Source organism: Novosphingobium sp., assembly GCF_041915465.1.
In the GTDB taxonomy this organism is placed as follows: Bacteria; Pseudomonadota; Alphaproteobacteria; order Sphingomonadales; family Sphingomonadaceae; genus Novosphingobium.
Genome location: NZ_JAYSBK010000012.1, coordinates 1 through 19,979, shown reverse-complemented (window position 1 = coordinate 19,979; position 19,979 = coordinate 1). Strand labels below are relative to the sequence as shown.

23 protein-coding genes are annotated in these 19,979 nt (G+C 63.5%); 14 read left to right on the top strand and 9 right to left on the bottom strand.

What is annotated here, in order from left to right; genetic code table 11:
- Positions 1-13: 13 nt before the first annotated feature.
- Positions 14-484, top strand: a complete 471-nt coding sequence (locus ACE3SN_RS03925) for an ion channel (RefSeq protein WP_374527666.1) — start codon at positions 14-16, stop codon at positions 482-484.
- Between the two features lie 35 nt (positions 485-519).
- A complete protein-coding gene (locus ACE3SN_RS03920) occupies positions 520-999 on the top strand; it encodes a DUF2202 domain-containing protein (protein ID WP_374527664.1) in 480 nt (159 codons plus the stop codon).
- A gap of 21 nt (positions 1,000-1,020) precedes the next feature.
- Here the strand turns inward: ACE3SN_RS03920 and ACE3SN_RS03915 are convergent, their stop codons facing one another.
- Positions 1,021-1,989, bottom strand: a complete 969-nt coding sequence (locus tag ACE3SN_RS03915; RefSeq protein WP_374527663.1) for a TlpA family protein disulfide reductase — start codon at positions 1,987-1,989, stop codon at positions 1,021-1,023.
- On the opposite strand from ACE3SN_RS03915, the gene ACE3SN_RS03910 reads away from it, so the two are divergent.
- Entirely contained in the window at positions 1,990-2,670 is a 681-nt protein-coding gene (locus ACE3SN_RS03910; RefSeq protein WP_374527661.1) for a peroxiredoxin, read from the top strand.
- Entirely contained in the window at positions 2,667-3,074 is a 408-nt protein-coding gene (locus ACE3SN_RS03905; protein ID WP_374527659.1) for an ArsR/SmtB family transcription factor, read from the top strand. Before ACE3SN_RS03910 ends, ACE3SN_RS03905 begins: the two co-directional genes overlap by 4 nt.
- On the opposite strand, the gene ACE3SN_RS03900 is transcribed toward ACE3SN_RS03905, so the two are convergent.
- Complete coding sequence (locus ACE3SN_RS03900; protein WP_374527657.1) at positions 3,064-4,662, bottom strand: ATP-binding cassette domain-containing protein; 1,599 nt, start codon at positions 4,660-4,662, stop codon at positions 3,064-3,066. The two genes, ACE3SN_RS03905 and ACE3SN_RS03900, sit on opposite strands and share 11 nt — an antisense overlap.
- Complete coding sequence (locus tag ACE3SN_RS03895; protein WP_374527718.1) at positions 4,659-6,188, bottom strand: ABC transporter ATP-binding protein/permease; 1,530 nt, start codon at positions 6,186-6,188, stop codon at positions 4,659-4,661. The genes ACE3SN_RS03900 and ACE3SN_RS03895 overlap by 4 nt, the downstream gene beginning before the upstream one ends.
- 229 nt (positions 6,189-6,417) lie before the next feature.
- Here ACE3SN_RS03895 and ACE3SN_RS03890 point away from each other — a divergent pair, with 229 nt between their 5' ends.
- The 6 genes from ACE3SN_RS03890 to ACE3SN_RS03865 all read left to right on the top strand — a co-directional run bounded on the left by ACE3SN_RS03890 (position 6,418) and on the right by ACE3SN_RS03865 (position 10,921).
- Positions 6,418-7,986, top strand: a complete 1,569-nt coding sequence (locus ACE3SN_RS03890; RefSeq protein WP_374527655.1) for a cytochrome ubiquinol oxidase subunit I — start codon at positions 6,418-6,420, stop codon at positions 7,984-7,986.
- 14 nt (positions 7,987-8,000) lie between these two features.
- Positions 8,001-9,149, top strand: coding sequence for a cytochrome d ubiquinol oxidase subunit II (gene cydB, locus ACE3SN_RS03885; RefSeq protein WP_374527653.1), 1,149 nt, complete (start codon positions 8,001-8,003; stop codon positions 9,147-9,149).
- Between the two features lie 12 nt (positions 9,150-9,161).
- Positions 9,162-9,272 carry a cytochrome bd-I oxidase subunit CydX gene (gene cydX, locus ACE3SN_RS03880; protein ID WP_374409753.1) on the top strand — a complete coding sequence of 37 codons (111 nt, stop codon included), beginning with the start codon at positions 9,162-9,164 and terminating at the stop codon, positions 9,270-9,272.
- Positions 9,269-9,850 (top strand): DUF3365 domain-containing protein, encoded by a 582-nt coding sequence (locus ACE3SN_RS03875; protein WP_374527651.1) that lies wholly within the window; start codon positions 9,269-9,271, stop codon positions 9,848-9,850. The genes cydX and ACE3SN_RS03875 overlap by 4 nt, the downstream gene beginning before the upstream one ends.
- Position 9,851: 1 nt before the next feature.
- Positions 9,852-10,334 carry a cytochrome c gene (locus tag ACE3SN_RS03870; protein ID WP_374527649.1) on the top strand — a complete coding sequence of 161 codons (483 nt, stop codon included), beginning with the start codon at positions 9,852-9,854 and terminating at the stop codon, positions 10,332-10,334.
- Positions 10,335-10,525: 191 nt separating this feature from the next.
- Positions 10,526-10,921, top strand: coding sequence for a cupin domain-containing protein (locus ACE3SN_RS03865; RefSeq protein ID WP_374527647.1), 396 nt, complete (start codon positions 10,526-10,528; stop codon positions 10,919-10,921).
- 91 nt (positions 10,922-11,012) lie between these two features.
- On the opposite strand, the gene ACE3SN_RS03860 is transcribed toward ACE3SN_RS03865, so the two are convergent.
- Positions 11,013-12,023, bottom strand: a complete 1,011-nt coding sequence (locus tag ACE3SN_RS03860) for a hypothetical protein (RefSeq protein WP_374527645.1) — start codon at positions 12,021-12,023, stop codon at positions 11,013-11,015.
- Positions 12,020-13,549, bottom strand: coding sequence for a hypothetical protein (locus ACE3SN_RS03855; RefSeq protein WP_374527643.1), 1,530 nt, complete (start codon positions 13,547-13,549; stop codon positions 12,020-12,022). The genes ACE3SN_RS03860 and ACE3SN_RS03855 overlap by 4 nt, the downstream gene beginning before the upstream one ends.
- Here ACE3SN_RS03855 and ACE3SN_RS03850 point away from each other — a divergent pair, their 5' ends adjacent.
- Together ACE3SN_RS03850 and ACE3SN_RS03845 are read left to right on the top strand one after the other, a co-directional pair.
- Entirely contained in the window at positions 13,550-14,617 is a 1,068-nt protein-coding gene (locus ACE3SN_RS03850; protein WP_374527641.1) for a hypothetical protein, read from the top strand.
- Positions 14,614-16,086, top strand: coding sequence for a hypothetical protein (locus ACE3SN_RS03845; protein ID WP_374527639.1), 1,473 nt, complete (start codon positions 14,614-14,616; stop codon positions 16,084-16,086). Before ACE3SN_RS03850 ends, ACE3SN_RS03845 begins: the two co-directional genes overlap by 4 nt.
- On the opposite strand, the gene ACE3SN_RS03840 is transcribed toward ACE3SN_RS03845, so the two are convergent.
- On the bottom strand, positions 16,071-17,216 hold the full coding sequence (locus ACE3SN_RS03840; RefSeq protein WP_374527637.1) for a WG repeat-containing protein: 1,146 nt from the start codon (positions 17,214-17,216) through the stop codon (positions 16,071-16,073). The genes ACE3SN_RS03845 and ACE3SN_RS03840 overlap by 16 nt on opposite strands.
- Before the next feature lie 128 nt (positions 17,217-17,344).
- On the opposite strand from ACE3SN_RS03840, the gene ACE3SN_RS03835 reads away from it, so the two are divergent.
- Together ACE3SN_RS03835 and ACE3SN_RS03830 are read left to right on the top strand one after the other, a co-directional pair.
- Complete coding sequence (locus ACE3SN_RS03835) at positions 17,345-17,983, top strand: hypothetical protein (protein WP_374527635.1); 639 nt, start codon at positions 17,345-17,347, stop codon at positions 17,981-17,983.
- Positions 17,984-18,227: 244 nt separating this feature from the next.
- Positions 18,228-18,620, top strand: coding sequence for a CZB domain-containing protein (locus ACE3SN_RS03830; RefSeq protein ID WP_374527633.1), 393 nt, complete (start codon positions 18,228-18,230; stop codon positions 18,618-18,620).
- A 99-nt stretch (positions 18,621-18,719) separates the two neighbouring features.
- Here ACE3SN_RS03830 and ACE3SN_RS03825 read toward each other — a convergent pair whose 3' ends face one another.
- The 3 genes from ACE3SN_RS03825 to ACE3SN_RS03815 all read right to left on the bottom strand — a co-directional run.
- On the bottom strand, positions 18,720-19,043 hold the full coding sequence (locus ACE3SN_RS03825) for a DNA-binding protein (protein ID WP_374527631.1): 324 nt from the start codon (positions 19,041-19,043) through the stop codon (positions 18,720-18,722).
- A gap of 5 nt (positions 19,044-19,048) precedes the next feature.
- Positions 19,049-19,387 carry a type II toxin-antitoxin system RelE/ParE family toxin gene (locus ACE3SN_RS03820; RefSeq protein WP_374527629.1) on the bottom strand — a complete coding sequence of 113 codons (339 nt, stop codon included), beginning with the start codon at positions 19,385-19,387 and terminating at the stop codon, positions 19,049-19,051.
- Between the two features lie 61 nt (positions 19,388-19,448).
- The coding region (locus tag ACE3SN_RS03815; protein WP_374527627.1) for a tyrosine-type recombinase/integrase at positions 19,449-19,979 on the bottom strand (531 nt) is incomplete at its 5' end.

Here is a 19,979-nt window from a genome sequence, read left to right as displayed (position 1 = left end):
GGCATGTGTTGCCATGATCCTGTTCTGGGCCTTGCTCATTGCCTTTGCGACCGTAGGTCTGTGCGTCATCGTTCACTACGAGGCGCTGCGCCTCACGTCTCTGCTCACTCCCAGGCTGACCATCCCGCCGCGACCCAAGGTTCTCGTGGTGATCACGGCAGTCTTTCTTGCCCACCTGTTCGAAGTCGTCATATTTGCGGTAACGTACCGGTTGATGCAGCCTTTCCCCCAATTGGGTGAGATCGCGGGCCACTTTTCCCGTAGCGCAGTCGACTATTTCTACTTCTCGATCACAAGCTTCACGACGCTCGGGATTGGCGACCTGTTCCCGCATGGCGCCTATCGCATCGTGGTCGGCTTTGAATCCCTGACTGGCTTTGGCCTGATTGGCTGGTCGGTGTCCTTCACTTATCTTGTCATGCAGGAATTCTGGACGCAGCATGGTCCCAGGCCGAAGCGCAGGATAGACCATGATCAAGGTTGAACGGACTGCCCACTCCGGCCTGCAAGGAGATCAGCATGACTGACATCGATCTGGAAGCTGTCCTGCTGGAGGCCCTTGACGACGAGCGCAAGGCTGAGGCGACCTATGCCACTGTGATCGGGAAATTTGGCGAAGTTCGACCCTTCATTAACATCATCGCTGCCGAGCGGCGGCATTCGGCTGCGATCGAGCGGCAGATGACACGCCTGGGCTTCGCGATCCCGGCCAATCCCTGGGAAGGCAAGGGCTCAGCCCCCGCCACGCTGGCTGAGGCTTGCCGAATAGCCATCGAAGCCGAGATTGAGAACATTGCCCTGTACGATCGGCTGCTGCCCGCAATTCCAGACGATGTTGTCCGGCAGGTCCTGCAGAACCTTCAGGATGCGTCGCGCGACAATCACTTGCCGGCATTCCGCCGCTGCCTCGAACGGGAGGAAAGCGGCGGTAGAAGTGGCGTAGCCCAGACTGGGCGGGGCGGGCATGGACGGGGCAGAGGCAGAGGCTGCCGGTCATAATCTGGCTGCTGGTTAACGCTGCTATTCCAGTGCCCGAATGGCGATGTCGAGCTGAACCCGGGTGATCTCGCCGGTGTGAACCTGACGGACCGTGCCATCGCTGTCGATGAACAGGGTTGTCGGCAGTGCCGCAGCGCCGGTCATTTCGCCAAGCAGACCTGAAGGATCGAGTGCAACATGCGCGGGATCAAGTCCTTGCGCGCGCAGGAAGGCTGAAATCTGCGCGGGTCGTTCACTCTGGTTCACCAGCAGGATCGTTGCCCGGCGCTCTGCTTTTGCGGCCTGCGTCAGCATGGGCATCTCCCGCCGGCAAGGCGGGCACCAGGTGGCCCAGAGGTTGATCACTGCGGGGCGTCCCCGCAATTGGCCGATGCGCCATGTGGGGGCGGGCCCGGCTTCTGCCGCCAGTCCCTCCAGTACCATGCCCTGCGGCAAACGCAGTGCTGGCCTGTCTACCCCCAGGCCTAGGAAGCCAGCCCAGATCAGGGACAACGCGCCCAGCGCGGCAAGTCCGGCAGCGACCGGCCTTGGCTGGCGCAAAGCGAGAGCCAAGACGAGACCTGCCGCAGCGACCCCAAAGCGCCAGTCCCATCCGCCCAGCCAGACCTGCAGGCCAGCCACAGGTTCCAGCGCATAGCTTTCCCGGTAAAGCCAGACATGGCCAGCGCGTGCCGCCAAGAGGCCTGCCAGGACAGCAAGAACGGCCGGTTGCCATGCCGTCACCCGGTAACGGCGGATGATCCAGTCGAGCGCAGTCAGGAAGGCCAGGATCAAGCCAACCGCGACGAGCCGGTCGAGCGCCAGTGCCAGTGGACCAATCTGAATGATGTCGTCCGGGTTCAAGGTGCCTTGCCGATCATGACCAATATCAATGACGCCGATGATGCCGCGCCTAGCAGGAAAGCTTCCCCGATCATCCAGGGCGGGAACATTGCCATGAATGCAACATTTATTTAAAACGATCAAACCGGGGCTAAATAGGAGGGGCATATGGACGATAGTGACGGCAACGCCCAGTACGCACCGGTGCGCATTGGCGAAGCGGCACCGGATTTCGTGGCCCGCTCGACCGAAGGCATGGTCCGCCTGTCAGACTATCGCGGCCGCTGGCTGGTGTTCTTTTCGCACCCTGGCGACTTCACCCCGGTTTGCACCAGTGAATTCGTGGCGTTTGCCCGCGCCTTTGACCGCTTCGAGGCGCTGGGTTGTAGCCTTCTGGGCCATTCGGTCGACAGCCTGTTTTCCCATCTGGCCTGGATCCGAGGCTTGCATGACGATCTGGGCGTGACGGTGCCCTTTCCGATCGTCGAGGATCCGAACCTCGAGATTGCGCGTGCCTTTGGCATGGTTTCGGCGGAAGCTCACAACGCAGCCTCGGTACGCGCCGCCTATTTCATTGATCCGGCCGGTATCGTTCGCGCGATGAACTGGTATCCGCTCGCCGTCGGGCGCTCGGTTGATGAAATCCTTAGGATTGTTACCGCGCTCCAGCGCACGGAAGACGGACAATGCCTGGCGCCTGAAGGCTGGCAGCCGGGCGATCCGCTGCTGGCTCAGCCGGGATTCAGCAAGCAGGAGGCCCTGGCAGCTGGCAAGGCGATGGAATGGTTTTATCGTCCGGTCAAAGATGAGCCGGTCAAGAATAAGTCGGGTAAGGACAAGAAGGCATGATGGCGCCTGCACCCGCCCAACCCGTGGCCAGCACCGAGGAGCAGGCTGAACTGCTGCGCGTGCTCGGCCATCCAATGCGCCTTGCGATCCTCAAGGAATTGACCGGAGGTGAGCGATCGGTGGGTGACGTTGCTGAGCGCACCGGCCTTGGTCTGTCAGTGCTCAGCCAGCAGCTGGCGATCCTGCGCAAGGCTGCGCTGGTCTCCTCGCGGCGCGAAGCCAAGCAGGTCTTCTACACGATTGACGCCGATCAGATGAAGGCGGCCCGGTCCATCCTGGATGCGCTGGTCCCCGAGGGCGATAGCAGCGGTGCAATGCAGGATACCCGCGCCGCTGGTTCTCCCATTCCCGATTCTCGACTGGGCGCGGCCATGTTTGCCCGGGTCAGCCGCATCACGCGCTGACAGGATCCAGCGTAACCATCTGACGAGCGAGCGAGTGGAGGCCATTGCGGTGGCTGACTAGCATCAGTCCGGTTCCGGTCCTATCCAGCCAGGCTGACAGGCGCTGACACAGCGCGCGTTCCGTTTCCGGATCCAGTCCTTCGCTCGGTTCATCGAGCACCAGCCAGGGTTTCTGTGCCAGCAAGGCGCGGGCCAGCGCCAACCGCTTGCGCTGACCGCCAGACAGCCGGGCTCCATTATCGCCCAGCCATTCGGCAAGGCCTTGGGGGAGACTGCGGACGGTTTCGGCGAGGCAAGCGGTTTCCAGCGCTTCCCACATCTCGGCTTCAGTGATGCCGGGACGGGCGAGGCGCAGGTTGTCGGCCACTGTGCCAGCAATCAACCCGGCATCCTGCGGAGCGTAGGCGAACAGCGGACGCAAGCGTTCCAGCCCCAGCGCGCCAACGTCCTGCCCGCCCGCTACCAAGCCCTCCGGCGCGTCCCGGCGCAGGCCGATGAGCGTGCCCAGCAGGCGCGACTTGCCGGAGCCGGACGGTCCGGCGATCAGCAGGCGTTCGCCCCGTTGCAGCACATGAGGCCTGCCATCGATGATGAACGTTATGCCCTCTATCTCTGAGGCAAAAGTGGCATCAGCCTGGCGCGCAGGCAGTGTGGCAAGGGTTTCGAGGCGCTCGATGGCATCGCAAACCCGCAAGTGTTCCATGTCGGTACGTGCCAGCGCCGACCAGATATCTGCCGTGGCCGCTGCCGCAAGAGCTGCCAGAGCAACCAGTGCTGCCCCTCCATCGGCCAAAGCCAGGACGCCCATCACGGTGAGCGCGGCCAGCACCAGCTGCGCGCCCTGGATAAGCACTTCGCCCCGGACAATGGCGGCACGCGCCCCGTCCAGCGCTCGGGCGTGCGGATCGAGCGCCGCGATAACCTGTGCACCTAGACCATAGACCGCGATCTCGCCGGAACAGGCAGCGTAGCTGGCATAATCGGCCTTGAGCCGATTGAGAGCCGCGGCATGGTCCTGTCGGGGCTGCGTCAGCAGGTGCGGCGCGAGCATTCGCGAGCATAGCCGCATGGCCGCAAGTCCGGCCAGCAGCGCCAGCGCCGCCGGCCATCCGGCAAGGCTCGCCGCGATCAGGCCAGCTGCCGCTCCGGCCAGGGCGCCTGGGACGGTGACCTTGCGCACCACGCTGTCTTCCAGCGCATCGACATCCGAGCCAAGCCGCGCTGCCATGTCTCCGCTGGACTGGGTCAAAGAGCGTGACGGGTCGGTTGCTGCAAGCCGTGCGAACAGGGCGGGCCGCAAATCCGCTAGGGCAAGGAGCGCGGCCCGGTGGCTGAACAGGCGCTCACCATAACGGCTGAGCGTGCGGGCGATGGCCAGGCCCCGGATTCCGGCGCTGGGCAGCAGGTAATTGAAGGCGCGCACGCTGGCCATGCCGCCCGCACCCGCGATGGCCGCGCCCGTCAGGAACCAGCCCGACAGCGCCAGCAGCGCCACGCCCGCCAGTGCCGCGACCATGACAAGGCCGATGGCAATCGCCGTACTGCGGCGCTGTCGGCGCGTCGCATCGCGAAGGAGGCGCTCGATCATGCCATCACCACGCGGCTTGTGGCACCGGCCATCAGCGCCGGATCATGCGTCGCCGCGATCACCAGACGGGTGCGGGCCACGTCCTGTAGCAGCTCGATGATCTTAGCGGCGGTTGCGGGGTCGAGATCGGCGGTCGGCTCGTCGAGCAGCAGCAGCGGCCGCCCGCTGGCAATCGCGCGCACCAGCCCGATCCGACGACGCTCGCCGCCGGACAGGCCGGAGCCGCGCGGGTCGATCGTCAGGTCTTCGCCCCGCGCGGCGATCAGATCGGAAAGTCCGCTTGCTGCGATCAGATGCGCCAGATCCTGCGGTGCGAGGTCATTGCTGCCGAGTTTGAGGTTGTCGGCCAGGGTGCCCGGTAGCAGCAACGGGCGCTGCCCGGCCCATCCCGTCAGGACCATCAGCGCGCCAGCGGCAATTGGCGCATCGTTCAGGATGATCCGGCCGGTCGATACCGGTGCCAACCCGATCAGGGCATGAAGCAGCGATGATTTGCCCGTGCCGGTTGGTCCCGTCACGACATGCAGGCCTGGCCCCCGCCAGCACGCGGGGATCGGGCCGATGCAGTTGCCGTCATCATAGCGGATTGTCAGGTCTTCAACGCAGAGCTGCCGGATGTCATCGGGCAAGGCGGCTGCGGACGGCCGGGGAGTGGTTTGCGCCTGTGCCAACGCGGCGGCCACGCTGCGCTCAGCGGCCTGGCCTTGCTGCTTGTCATGATAGGCCGCAGCGAGCCGCCGCATGCCGAGATAGAATTCCGGGGCGAGCGCCAGGGCGAAGAAGGCTTCGCCAAGGCTCAGCTCTTCCGGCGCCGGGAACGGCAGCAACCCCAGCAGCGAGAATCCGCAATAGACCGCCACCAGTGCCACGGACAGGGCCGCGAAGAATTCCAGCATGGCGCTGGACACGAACGCGATCTTGAGGACTTGCATGGTGCGAGCCGCGACCTCGCGGGCGGCTCCACCGATCTGGCGGGTGATGCGATCCTCCGCGCCGAAAGCAAGGATTACCGGCAGCGCGGCCACCCGGTCGACAAACAGGCCGGACAAGCGCGAGAGGGCCAGGAACTGCCGGTCCGCCTCGGCCTTACCGGCGAGGCCAGCGAGCGCCATGCCCGCACCGAAGGGGATCAGCGTCGCCAACAGGATCAGGGCAGAAAACCAGCTGGCGAAGGTGACTGTCGCGGCGATGATCAGCGGGGACAGCATGGCTGCCATCCGCAGCGGCTGGAATCGGGCGATCAGTCCTTCGTGCGCCTCCACATCATCGACGGCTACGCGCAGATCTTCGCCGATCAACCGCCCCCGCATCTGCCCGCTGGGCAGGAGCGCCGCCATCACGCGGTTCCGCAGCGCAGACTTTGCCCGGGTGGTGGCCCGTTGACCGCTAAGTCCCGCCATCGCTTGCGCGACCGCACGCAGCAGGCCGCTGACGACGATTCCTGCAAGCAGCCACCATGCCTGTGGGGGCAGCGCCTCAGCCGTCCACGACGCGATGAACGCTGCCAGGCACCCGCCAAAGAGGATGGCGCCAGCCGTGTCGCCAAGCCACCAAAATCCAGTCGCTCGGGCAGCGGCATGGCTCGCCGGACGACGCAGCTTTGGGGTGGCGGATGAGGACTGATGAGAGGACATTTTGCTTTCAGGTCGCGATTGACGGCCAAGTCATATTAGCATATTCGCAAATTCAATAAGTGAGTGGATGCGCTGAGTCGAGTCCCATCCGGCCAATCGGGGTCGGTAAAGGAGCGTGCATATGGATATGGCGGTTGTCGAGCTTAGTCGGCTCCAGTTCGCGCTTACCGCGATGTATCACTTTCTGTTTGTTCCCCTGACCCTTGGCCTGTCGTTCCTGCTGGTCATCATGGAAAGCATCTATGTGATGACCGGCCGGGAAATCTGGCGGACCATCACGCGCTTCTGGGGCAAGCTGTTCGGCATCAACTTCGTCCTCGGCGTTGCAACCGGCATCACCATGGAGTTCGAGTTCGGCACCAACTGGGCCTATTACTCGCACTATGTCGGCGACATCTTCGGGGCGCCGCTGGCGATCGAGGGCCTGATGGCCTTCTTCCTCGAAGCGACCTTCGTCGGCCTGATGTTCTTTGGCTGGGACAAGCTGTCGAAGATCGCCCACCTTGCCGTCACATTTCTGGTCGCGCTCGGCTCAAACCTCTCGGCGCTGTGGATCCTCATCGCCAATGGCTGGATGCAGAACCCTGTCGGCGCGCGGTTCAATCCCGAAACCATGCGCATGGAAGTTACCGATTTCTATTCGGTGCTGTTCAACCCGGTGGCGCAGGCCAAGTTCGTCCACACGGTCAGCGCCGGCTATGTCGCCGCATCGGTCTTCGTCATGGGGGTCTCGGCCTACTACCTGCTCAAGGGCAAGTGGACCAACGTGGCGCGCCGCTCGATGATGGTGGCCTCGGCTTTCGGCCTTGCTTCGTCGCTGTCGGTGGTCGTGCTGGGGGACGAATCCGGCTACGCCCTGACCGACAACCAGCGCATGAAGCTCGCCGCGATCGAAGCCATGTGGCACACCGAGGAGGCGCCGGCTGGCCTTTCCCTGTTCGGTATCCCCGACATGGACGCGCAGGAAACGCATTACGAAGTAAAGGTGCCCTACGTCCTGGGTCTCATCTCCACCCGCAGCCTGACGGGCGAGGTCATGGGTATCAACGAACTGGTGCTCAAGGCGGACGAACGCATCCGCAGCGGCATTGTCGCCTATGACGCGGTGGAAAAGCTGAAGGTCAACCGCACCGACATGGCCGCGCGTGAGCAGTTCGAGCGGCACAAGGCCGACCTTGGCTATGCCATGCTGCTGAAGCGGCATGTGGCCGATCCGCGCGCCGCCAGTGACCAGCAGATCATGCTGGCCGCCAAGGACACGATCCCCAACGTGCCGCTGATGTTCTGGCTGTTCCGCATCATGGCGGGGCTGGGCTTCTTCTTCATCGGTTTCTTCGCGCTGGCCTTCTACTGCGCCTCGGCGTGCAAGTTCAGCAAGCGCTGGTTCCTGAAGATTGCGGTGGCCATCATGCCGCTGCCGTGGATCGCCATCGAATTTGGCTGGATGCTGGCCGAGATCGGACGCCAGCCCTGGGCAGTTGAAGGCGTGCTGCCCACGTTCCTCGCGGCATCCTCGCTGACGGTCACCCAGATCTGGACCACGATCATCGGTTTCACGCTGCTGTATGGCACGCTGGCCGTGATCGAGGTGCGCCTGATGATCGCCACGATCCGCAAAGGCCCGGTGGAGCACCATGAACCCGAACAGTCACGCGGCCAGGCGGGCTATGCTCCGCTGCCGGCGGAATAAGGGAGGCTGAGACAATGGAAATCCCTCTCGATTATGAAACCCTGCGGGTCATCTGGTGGGGCCTGATGGGCACGCTCCTGATCGGCTTTGCCCTGACCGATGGGTATGACCTGGGCGTCGCCTCGCTGATGCCCTTCATCGGCAAGACCGACGAGGAACGCCGCATGGCGATCAACGCCATCGCGCCGCACTGGGAAGGCCACCAGGTGTGGTTCATCCTTGGCGGCGGCGCGATCTTCGCCGCTTGGCCGTTCGTCTATGCGGTGAGCTTTTCGGGCTTCTACCTTGCCATGTTCCTGGTGCTGTCGGCCCTGATCCTGCGTCCCGTTGCTTTCAAGTATCGCTCCAAGCGCCCGGACGCCGCCTGGCGCAGCCGTTGGGACTGGGCGCTGTTCATCGGCGGCTTCGTGCCCGCGCTGGTGTTCGGCGTGGCGGTGGGTAACGTGTTGCAAGGCGCACCCTTCCGGCTCGATAGCGATCTGCGCAGCTTCTACGAAGGTTCGCTGCTCGGCCTGTTTTCGCCTTTCGCGCTGATGACAGGGCTGCTTTCGGTCGCCATGGTCGTGATGCATGGGGCGGGTTTCCTGGCGGTCAAGATCGAGCGTGGGGCGGTGATGGACCGCGCGCGCCGGATCGGCAGCGTGGCGGCGATCGCCAGTCTTGTCCTGTTCGCAGCCGGCGGATTTTGGGTCGCCAATGGCGCCATGGGCTTCCGGCTGGAAGGCGTGGTCGATCCCAATGGCCCCTCGAACCCGCTCTTCGTGAAGACGGTGGCGGCACCCGGCGCCTGGATCGACAATTACGGCCGCTATGCCTGGATGATGATTGCGCCGGTGCTGGGGTTGGCCGGGCCGCTGATTGCCCTGCTGGGTATTCGTCGCCACAGCCATGTTCTGCACCTGGCCGGATCGTCGCTGGCCACCGTGGGCATCATTGCCACGGTCGGCCTGTCGATGTTCCCCTTCATCCTGCCTAGTTCGATCGATCCGCAATCGAGCCTGACGGCGTGGAACGCCTCGTCCAGCCACCTGACTCTGTGGATCATGCTGCTGGTGACGCTGATCTTCCTGCCGCTGGTCCTGACCTACACCGCCTGGGTGATGAAGGTCCTGTTCGGCCGGGTGACCCTGCGCGACGTGCGCACCAACCCCGACTTCTATTAAGGAGCGAAAACGATGTGGTATTTCGCATGGATCCTGGGGCTTGGGCTGGCGCTCGCCTTCGGCATCATCAACGGCATGTGGCACGAATTCCAGTCGCCCATGGACGAGGACCCCAACCTGTGACGCGACTGATGCTGGCTGGCGTGATTCTGGCAGTGGCTGGATGCGCCGCTCCCTCGCCTGAGCCGGTTGACGTCTCGGCCAAGTCAGCTGCGCTGGCGGACCGCTTCCAGGCGGATCTTCAGGGCCAGCTTCAGGCGGCGATGAAAGCGGGCGGCCCGGTCGGCGCCATTGGCGTCTGCCAGCAGGCCGCCCCTGCCATCGCCGCCAGCCTGTCTGAGGAAAGCGGGGCCGAGGTGCGCCGAATCGCACTCAGGGAGCGCAATCCCGCCGCAGCGCCAGAGGGCGATCTGCGTGAACGGCTTGAGCAATTGGCGGCCGCGCCCTTGACATCAGCCGGCAAGCCCGCGGTGATGCAATGGACGAGCGGTTCGGGCGCTGATGCGAGAGCGCATTACATGCGCGCGATCCCGATGAAGGAGCAGCCGTGCGCGGCCTGCCACGGCACGTCGATTGGGACAGAAGTGAGGGACAAGCTGGCCGAACTCTATCCGGCCGACAAGGCAACCGGTTTCAAGCCAGGCGACCTGCGCGGGGCAATCCTGGTTTCCTGGCCTGTCGGCGCAGCGAAGGGTAAATAGCATGGGCCAGACTGCTGGCCGCCTGATCGTTGTCCTGTTGCTGGCAGTCTTCGTCCTGTTGGCCCTGCTCATGCGCACGCAGAACAGCGCAGGTGCCTCCGGTTCTGTCCAGTTCGCACCGCCCGATCAACGTGAAGCCGTCTCGCTCAGTCCGGCACAGGCTGATCATGTCCTGACGGAAATGCGGGGGATTTTGACCTCGGTCCGCGACATCCAAACGGCGATGGCTGCTGACGACTGGAACGCCGTCAGCGCCGCAGCGCAGGCGCAAGGTACCGGGCGCGGAAAACGGCCGCCCGAAGGCCTGCGCGAACGCCAGCCGCCCGGCTTTCGCCAGATGAGCAGCAGCATGCGCCAGCAATTCGATACCCTGAACCTTGCCGCTGCCAAAGGTGATCGAAGTGCTGCGAACGCTGCGCTTGGCCAGGCGCTCAATGCCTGCGTGGCTTGCCACGACAGTTACCGGATCGAGATTACCAATTGATCGCGTTTCTGCCGGCACCCCCATGCTGGCGGACAGGGGCCGCACCGGAAGCCCCCCTTCTGGCTGCGGCCCCGACTTTCGGGGGTGTGATTTACGGTCTTGGGCGCTGCGGATCGTCAGCCCAAACCGGGTGACATTCGCTTGCCCTTCACGATAGATAAGGGCCGCGTTAGATAACAGGAGCAGGCAGGATGAAGGGTTTCGTCGACAACATCGAAGAACTGACGGAAGCAAACAATGATTTCCGCCGCGTGCTGTACACCGGGCATAACCTCCAGCTTGTCTTGATGGCGATCCAGCCCGGTGACGAAATCGGCGAAGAAGTCCACGATGACCGCGATCAGTTCTTCCGCATCGAGGGTGGCGAAGGCGAAATCTGGATCGATGGTGTCTGCAACAAGGTCAAGGCGGACGACGGAATCATCGTGCCCCAGGGCGCACGCCACAATGTGATCAGCACCGGCAAGGAACCGCTGCGCCTCTATACCATCTATGGCCCGCCGGAACATCTGGACGGGACCGTTCACAAGACTTGCACTGATGCGGCCGCAGACCATGAGCATTTTGACGGCCGGACGACGGAGTGATCAGGCGCCAATCAGAACCAGCCGGATGGAAGGCAGCTTCCGTCGGTTTATCGCCTTTCGATTCCCCGTATAAAGGTTGCCATGCAAGTCTTCACGGGATCTCGTTGGGCCAGCACACGTCATAGCGGCTAGTTCCCGCGTTCCAGAACAGGGCAATGTCGATGCCCGCCTCGGTCGCCATCCGCAGGAAGTCGTGGCGCAAGTCCGGGCAATCCTTGCGGAATCCCCGCGCCAGCCGCGTATTCGCGCGCTCTACTCCAACCGGGGGACCGGCGCCCACCCTAGCGGAAATTTCCACATAGGGGCTGTGCAGGAGATAGCGGGTGCTGGTGCGGGAGTTTTCGACAACCAGCGCCATTGTCTGATCCTCGTCGGTCAGGCCCTGCGCTGAGGCGTCGCTGTCCCAGGGGTTGGCGATGACGATGCCAAGGGGCAAATCGCGTCCCGCGCCGCCGGGCAGGATGTGGACGACCGAGATCGCGTCGGGCTTGCCATCGCCGTCGAGGTCCGCCTGCGTGACGGGTGCGCGAAACCGTGGGTGCGGGGCAATGCGTGAGCGCGCCTGGTTACCGGGTTGCGGACCGTCCCGATCATCCCCTTTCTCATCGCTGACGGGGAGGTCCGGGCCCAGATCGCCCAGTGCGGTGCAGTCCGGGTCTTCCGCCGAAAAGGTGGCGAGGCGCAGATATTCCTCGTGAATTTGGGGGTTCACCCCATCGGGGTCGATCCCTTCAGCCTGGAACAGGCGGAGGGCCGACTGGTAGTATATGGCCGCCGTGCGGCAATCATCGGTGCCCCCTCCGGTGACCGACCAGATCACGCGCCATCCGCCATCCTGCTTCAACAGGTATTCGCCGCCGTCGTATTCCTGCTTCGACGGCGCGACCACGGCATAGGCATAAGTCGCTGTCTTGCCTTTGATCACCTTCATCTGGTGAACGACGAACCGGATTTTCGAACCCGGGGATGGCCGCAGCGCATCAAGGATCTGGGTGCGCTCGCTCGTGCCAGGCGGCGGGGTGCGAACCTGCTGTGCGGCGGCTGGCATTATCCCGAGCAGAGACAACAGCATGATCACGAAGGAAATGCGTGGGAGGGTCATGGTGTCGCGCCTTGTGGGTCGGACGGCTCGCAGGCCAGTCTGTCAAGGAGGGCTAGGGAGCCATATTGTTCAGAGCTCAGATGCATGGCGCAGATGATCTGGCCGGCCATGCCTTGCACCTCGACCAGACTGAACCTGCCGCTGATCCGTATGCGTCCTTCCGCGATCGGCTCGATAACCCGGGCGGAACTGAGGGACTTGTCTCCCACCGTGATGGCGACATCGGTATTCAGCAGGCGGATTGTTTCGGCTTCCAGATGTTTTGCTGCCTCAGGACGCAAGGCGATATCGAGAACCGGGAAATTACGGTGATCGAAGTCGAGAGCAACATTCGCGATGTCGTCGCGGGTGAATTCACGCTGTCCGAAACGCAAGGTGGCAGACGGCACTGCAGAACGGTGGGCCCGCGTGTCATCGCCCTTGTGCCAGGTCAGGTGTTGCCAAGGGATGACGGACCAGTCCGGTTCGTCACACGGCCGCTGCGCCCGGGCGAAATAGGCGCCGAGATAGAGGCCGTGCTCGGTCAGGTACCAGCTTGGAAAATCCCAGACGGACGTATCCGCATAGTCGCATTGGTCCTCTTCGGCCTCACCATCGGCAGGCTGCATCTCGTTCGGGTAGAGCTGGCCGAGCAAGGAGACGATACGCGGCGCGAAGATGTCACCGCGATAGTTAAAGAAGGTGGAGGTGTCGGGTTGGGGCGCTGGCGGCTTACCGAAATAAAGCAGATCTTCCAGCTGGAGTTCGCGGCCGGTCCGGGCGTCGAAGGTCACGCCTTGTGTCCCGAAATCGGGATGGGCCGTGCCCGCGCAACTCCAGCTGGAAAACCAGGCATAGCTGACGAAATCGTCGCTCAAGTATGGCGATCGTGCTTCGGAGACGTCCATGCCCGATTGGCCGTCAAACCCTTCGCAGCCGAACCATTGCGACACGCGCTCCCACTGCTGGCGTGCCAATGCGGCATTAATCCGAGCCAGAACCGGTGCCGGATAGCCGCTTTCGATGCGGAACAGCGTGATCCCGCTGACGGGTTCGCGCCAGTCGCGCAAGGTGCGCTCCCCGTCGTGACGGATCGTGCCTGGAACCAGCGACAGCTCGGCAAGCTGGTGGCGCTCATAGGGTGCAAGATCCCCCATTTCCGCAGACAGACCCGCCGCCAACGGAGCTGGCGCCAGCCTAACCGGCAGCGTGCGCCCTGCCTTGGTCGTCAGCGCTCCAGCTAGCTGGGCACCCTCACGGCGCAGGACCAGTCGATCGCCACTGCTGCGAGACTCAAGGATGAGCCTGTCGCCGCTCCAGCGGCCGCCTAGGCCGATATCGAGCCGATACTTGCGATAGAAGTAACGTCCCATCACGTCTTCGTCGCTGCCCTCCAGTTCCAAGACGACTCGCGCGGCCCCGACCGTCCCGGTATTGACTTGGCGGTCATCGCTGGCGGCGCGCAGCGGAGCGGTTAACAGAACGAGGCTGGCAACCAGCGCGAGTGCCTGATAGCGCGCAAGAAATTGCAAGACTTTGCGGAACATATGAACATCCATACTGCTGCCCTAAGTAAGCCCGCTTCGTCCTGCAATCACCGCATGGGAAACTTTTGGCTGCTGCCTGCGATCGGTCTTCTGCTGCTATCCACTGCGGTCCAGGCAGAGAAAGCAGCGACCAATCCGCTGGACATCTTCATCGGCATGGTCATCGCCGATGGCGAGAACCTGGTCCTGGAGCGCTGCAATCTCGTGCGCACGCGTTATCGGCTGCTGCCGGCGGCGGGGGCAGGCGATCCGCTGGCCGAGCTGCGCGGCAAGACTGGCAAGATACAGGCGCAGGTCATTGCCAGCTATCGGGCTGACGGAGATGCGCATATTCTCGACGTGGCTGCGATCGACAATGTACGGCTCGGCAAGACCTGTCAGCTGCTCGACGCCATCGACGAGAGCTTTGAGCAGGCTGAAGCTTCGGCCGAGGCTGGCCCGGAGGCTGCGGCTGCTGCGGCTGAGGCCGGGGAGGCGAACAACCCGGATGCAGACCGCTGGGACGCCCTCGCTGCCGGCGCTGCCGCCCCGGCCGGAGGGGAAGTGATCGGCAGCGGTGCCTATGCCTATCGCTTCGTGCTGCGACACCCGCGAACCGGCAAACTGGCGGCTGATACTGATTATGCCCTGTCGGCCAGCCGGACGACGGACTATGAATTGCCCTTCGTGACCGACGAGAAGAAGGTGTTTCAGGGACGGACGGACGGGGAAGGCCGAACGCCCGTCTTCCGTCTGCCGGTGCGCCTGCCCGACGCCGCCTTCGACCTGCGCGAACGCTTTGGCAGCGGTCCTTATGGCGAGACGTTTCACCTGACCGACCATAACGACAACGACCTGTTTAACGCACCTTATGCGCTGATCACCTGCACCAGCCCACCGCGCTTCTTCCGGGGCTATACCTATGCGAGCGGGGATACCGCCTATACGGCCAGCGATGGCCCCATCCACGTCGAGCTGCGCGTGCTCGACGACATCGACGAAGCGTTGCCCGCAAGCTGTGAGGATGGGCGGAGCGCGGACGGGGATCATGTCGCACTTCCGACCGCCAGCGGGAAGCGCGGTCAATGAAAGCTGTGTGTCGCCTGTCCTTGATCCTCGCCGGTTCAGTATTGCTGGCCAGTGCCCGGCTTTCCGCCCAGGTACCCCAACAGCCGGCGCAAACCGCGATGGAACTGCTGGAAAAAGCGACAGAAGCCAAAGCGGTCGGCGATCATGCCGGGGCGCTCGTATTCTATAATCAGACGGCTGACCTGCTGGCCGAGGACCCTTCCGGGAAGGACGGCATGGGGCTTGTAGTCAGGGCGGATCTGCAACGCGACATTGCCCGGGCCTCCAATGCTGCCGGTACAGGTGATCCCTGTGCTGCGCTGGCAAAGGGCAAGGCTTATCTTGATCAGGCCCGGCGAACACCATCGGCAGAAGGGGACATGAACGTCGGTCCGATTGTCGATGACATGGAGCAGCAGCTGGAGCGCGAAGGGCGCCGGATGCGCTGCGTGCAGCCGGCACCGCCGATCGACATAGGCAAACCTGATGGAGCACTGGCGGGTCATTACTATCTGTCGGGCGTGATGGAGACCGGCTCAGAACTGCTGCTCAAGGCGGATGGCCGGTTCGAGTGGTATATCAGCTACGGCGCGGTCGATCAGGTGGCCAAGGGGCGCTGGGGCCGCGCTGACCAGACGGTGATCCTTGCTGCCGATCTGCCCGCGGCAGATGCGCCGTTGTTTCGAGTCGATCAGGCGTTCCCGTGGGACGAAGCCGCCGAGCGACGTCTGCGCGATGCAACGCGGGCGCGGGCAGCCGAAGCGATTGCCGAACGCTGCCCCTGGACCATTGGGGTGGCGGCTTCTCCCCCGCTGCTGCTGCCCGAAGATCGCCCCGCTCCCGGCCTTGCCGAGCGGACGCGGGCGGCAGAAGCGAGGCGGATCGCGGAAACGGCCCGGGACGATGCCAGCCGGGCGACCGCGAAAGGCGCGGCTGCGGGCGCAAGCGAGGCCGACCGCACGGCCGCCGAAGCCGCGATGGTGACCTGGTACGAAGCGCAATATGAAATGGAGCAGGCCTACCGCGCCGCCGACGTGCCGCTGCCGGATATTGGCGCCCCGGTAGTGCCGGGAGAATGTCAGGCGGTGCCCGACGATGCCTCCGCCAATGCGCCGATCCCGTCTTCGCAATGGCGGCGCGGCGTGGCGGTGGTGGTCGGCGATCCGGCCCGCGAAATGCGCCTGTCGCGTGTCGGCGTGACCTTTGTGTTCAACGACGGTCATCGCGAGACAGCGGAAACCAGCCGGGGTGGCTGGGCCTTCCTTTCCCGAAGGAACGGCGCGGCGGTCGAGCAACTTGTCCTTACCTTGCCGGACGGTTCCGGGCGCTCGGCAAGCTTGCCAATTCCGCCGTTGACCGAGGGCGTCCAGACAGTCGCGGTCGATACGCAGCAACTGGTCGCGCTGCCCTTTGATTTGATGCGCCTTCAAGTGCAGGGCCGTGATCTCATCCCGGAAAACATGGGACGCGGGCGCTACTCGCGCAATTGAGGGGGCACCCAGCCCGCAGTTCCGCACTCCGCTTCCGGTCGCTTGTGGCCGCGCGGGTTGAGGCAGGAGGCCTGTCCGCCGCGATACCAGCTGTGTTCGCCGTCTGAGACCAGAGTACAGCCAATGCAGGCCCAGGCGCGACCCTTTATGAACGGGTGAGCCCCATCGTATATCGCCGGGATAACCACGTTAAGGCGGCGGTCGGCATAACCCAGCTTGTCGCCCATGCGCGCCCGGACCAGGCCGCTCGCAAACTCATCTGGCGCATTGTCGAAGGTCGGAACAAGCAGCGCGTGGCCATCGCGCCGCACATAGCCATAGCCTGCTGCGCGGATGGCAAAGGTGGCGAGTCCGTGGCGGTCGAATTGCAGTTGCCGCAGCGCGTCTGGCCCGACGGCATAACTGCCATCGGAGTTCGGGGTGGCGCAGTCGCCCAGCGACTCGAAAGTACCATCCTTGAGCATCGTGCAGGGCAAGGCTTTGCTTTCGGCGTTCTCGGCTGCGCGCACGGGATAAAGGTCGCGCGCGCGCACATAGCCGCCACGCGGGGTGCCGGGCGGATCGTACCAGGTGATCCGAACCATGCCCGGTAGCGACCAGGCTGCGCCATAGGTCTTGGTGATCCACACGCCGGAACTGCGGGACAGCGCGGCCCGGCCCTCCGGCCCCAGGCGAAGCCCCTCCTTGGTCTCTGTCAGCTCGAACAGCCGCGGGCGGGACCGCGCGACGACGGCGACACCGATGAGGCTATTGCCGACATGGCCGGCCCGGTCGAGGCTGATCCGCCAGCGGCAAGCGGCCGGGCGATTCGCATCATCGGGGCCGGGTTCCAGCGTGATCTGATCGTTGAAGCCGCCGCGCGCCCGCGAATAGAGCGTGGTGGTGAAGGTGGCGGCAGGGCGCTGCGGGTCCCGGGACTCGAGCTCATAGCTCTCGCCCAGTTCAGGACGCTGGTACTGGGTGACCGGCCTTGACGCCCCGGTGAAGAACACCCGGCAATCGCCGTCATGCAAGTACCCTGACAGGGTGCCGGTTTCCCGGTCGGCGGCAAGGATCAGCCGTTCGTCACCGAACTCGCCACTTTCCAGCGTGGGCGAGAGCTCGGCAGCCACGGCAACAGGTGCCACCATGCTGCCCGCGATCATGACGAGGACAGGAAAACTAAAGCGCGCGAATAGTGTCATAAACCGGCCATCGCGCAACCAGCGGATGAGCGCCAGTGCTTGTTAGGGACGTCGTGATCGGTTAGCCGTCGGGAATGCTGCGCCAAGCCTTCGTCTTGTTATTGCTCACAGCATCCCCTGCGCACGCTTCGGACGGGGCTGACTTCGATCCGGCCAAGGTCGATATTGCCGATGCCATCAACTGCCACCTCGACGCCCCGAGCTACAATGCCTTCGCCTGGGCCCTGAGCGGCGAGGAGAAGCTTGCTGAGCGCTTCGGCTGGCGAAAGATCGAGAGCCCCAATCCGTTCCTCGCCGAATATGAGTTGCCGCAGCCGGCATTGGTTACTGGCACGTGGTCGACGCGTCGGATCGCGTTCAGCTCCAGCGGGGTCATGGCACTATTGGATCTTGCCGATCCTGCACGGATCGCCAGGGAGGAAGGCATCGTCAACGCACTGGACAGCGATGCCGCCATCGCGGAAATCGCCATGGCCGCGCAAGCTGCTGGTGTTGCCACCCGTGACGAAGTCGAAGCGGAGTCGCCGTTTCGCAAATTCCTCGGCCAGCGCATCCTCGTCGACGTGACCAAACCCGCGAACGAGCCAGGCGGATTTGGCACACACACCGTCATCGCCCGCTCCATCTCCAACGTCTCCAGCCATCCGGGAAAGACCCTCTACGGTTGCTCATACCGGATTGAGCTGTTGGATCGTGACGGAAAGCCACTTTGACAGACGTTGAGGTTGGCGAATTGGCCTATCAGGTGGCAGGTGAGACCTCGTCAAACTCAACCTGCATCGTGCAGTACGCCTGCCGCCGCGTAGCGTTCGGTCTATCAGGTAGAATTCGCGCTCAGCGTCCGGAGATTGGCAGGACTAAGCGTTAACCCGTAGAGCGCCCATTATATATTATCATATTCTGATATTAAGGTGCCGGCGAGTTCAAGCCTTGTCGCAAACTAACGGAGCCGGCCCCATGACAAACGCCAATCTCATTTCTCAGATCGACGAAGCGATCGGCGCACACGGCATGTGGAAGATGCGGCTACGTGCGGCAATGCGCACGGGCAAGTCTGACATTTCGGCGCATGACGCCAGTTGCGATGGCAACTGCAAGTTCGGCCAATGGCTCGATTCCACGGCGCTTTCTCCTGAGGTCAAGGCAGACGTGCCGTACAAGGTTGTCAAACGTGTTCACGCCGATTTTCACCGGTCTGCTGGCCATGTGATGTCATCGGCGCTTGGCGGCCGCCAGCGCGAAGCAGAGGAGCGACTTGAAGGCGAGTTTATCCCTACATCGGAAAAACTGGTCCGAGCGTTGATGAAGTGGAAGTCGGAACTGCAAAAGGGTATCCGACGAGCCGCTTGAGCGCGGTTTCGTTCCTGACGATTGCTCCAATAGCAGGTTTTGAGCGCCTCTCAATCTATCCGCCTTTGCGTCCGAATTCGACGGCCAGATAATCCTGGCTCACGCCGGCTCGACGCTGTTAGCCTCTAAAGCGACGCCAAGGCGCCTGCGCACTACGCCAAAAATGGCCGCAAGATTATCCATGCTCGGATTGCCCTTTTCCGAGAGCATCCGGTGCAGGCTCTTGCTGGGCCGATTGGTCTCAGCGGCAAGGCTCTCGAATCCTACGGAGGCATTGACCAGGTCGCGCAGAATCAGACGCGCCACATGCGGCTCGCCGTTGAGAAAGGCGGTGGCGGCTTCATCGAGCATGGCCTTGGCGAAGGCGGGATCGCGCGCGGCGCGGTCCTTCACCGTTTCCTTGAAATCGCGTGTCAGTGCCAACTTGCCTAACTCCTTGCCTTCTTCACCTTGGCCTTCCGGCCCCTGTACTCTTCGAGCAATGCACCGGCCTGCCTGACATCCGACTGTTGCCGCTTCTTGGTCCCGCCCACGAAGAGGATTATCAGTTGGTCGCCGTCCTGTGTCAGATAGAGCCGGTATCCCGGGCCCCAATCAATTCGATACTCGCCAAGCCCGGCGCCGATCCATTTGACGTTCGACAGGTTGCCTAGTTCCATCCGGACGATGGCGGTCGCCACTTTGGCTGCGGCATAGACATCGAGATCATCGAACCAGCCCCGGAACGGGGAGCTGCCATCCTCGCGAACATACTCCTCAACAATCACATTGCACCGTAAAGGGTAACATATTCGTTACCTTCCGTCGAATGATTTGATGACGCCATCATCAGGCAGCAAGGGCGGGGCGGCGCAGCCCGCTCGCCCCCTCATCGAGCAGGCGCGCAATCTCGTCCGAGGTGCGCCGCACGGCGAGTTTCAGCGCCTCGTCGATATGGATGTAGTCCTGCGTCACATTCTGCGAGGCGTGGCCGAGCATGGCGCGGATGGTGAGTTCGGTGAACCCCAGTTCGCCAGCGATGCTGGCGAAGGTGTGGCGCAGGGTGTGCAGCGTCGCGCCCTCTATCCCGGCCAACCGGCAGACGCGGATGAAGCATGCGCTGGAGGCCTGATAGGGTCCAGTACCGGACAGCGATGGAAAGACATGCGGATTGCCGGCGATCTCGGCCTGCGCAAGTACCACCCGCAGGGCTTCCGGCCCGATCGCACGCACCTGGGCATCGGTCTTGGTGTCCGGAAATGCAATGAAGCCGCCTTCGGCATGGACCCATGCACGCTTCATTGCCTGGCCTTCCTCTCGCCGGAAGCCGGTCAGGGCCAGGAGCCGAACAACCGCGAGTGCGGTGAGGTTTTCTCCATT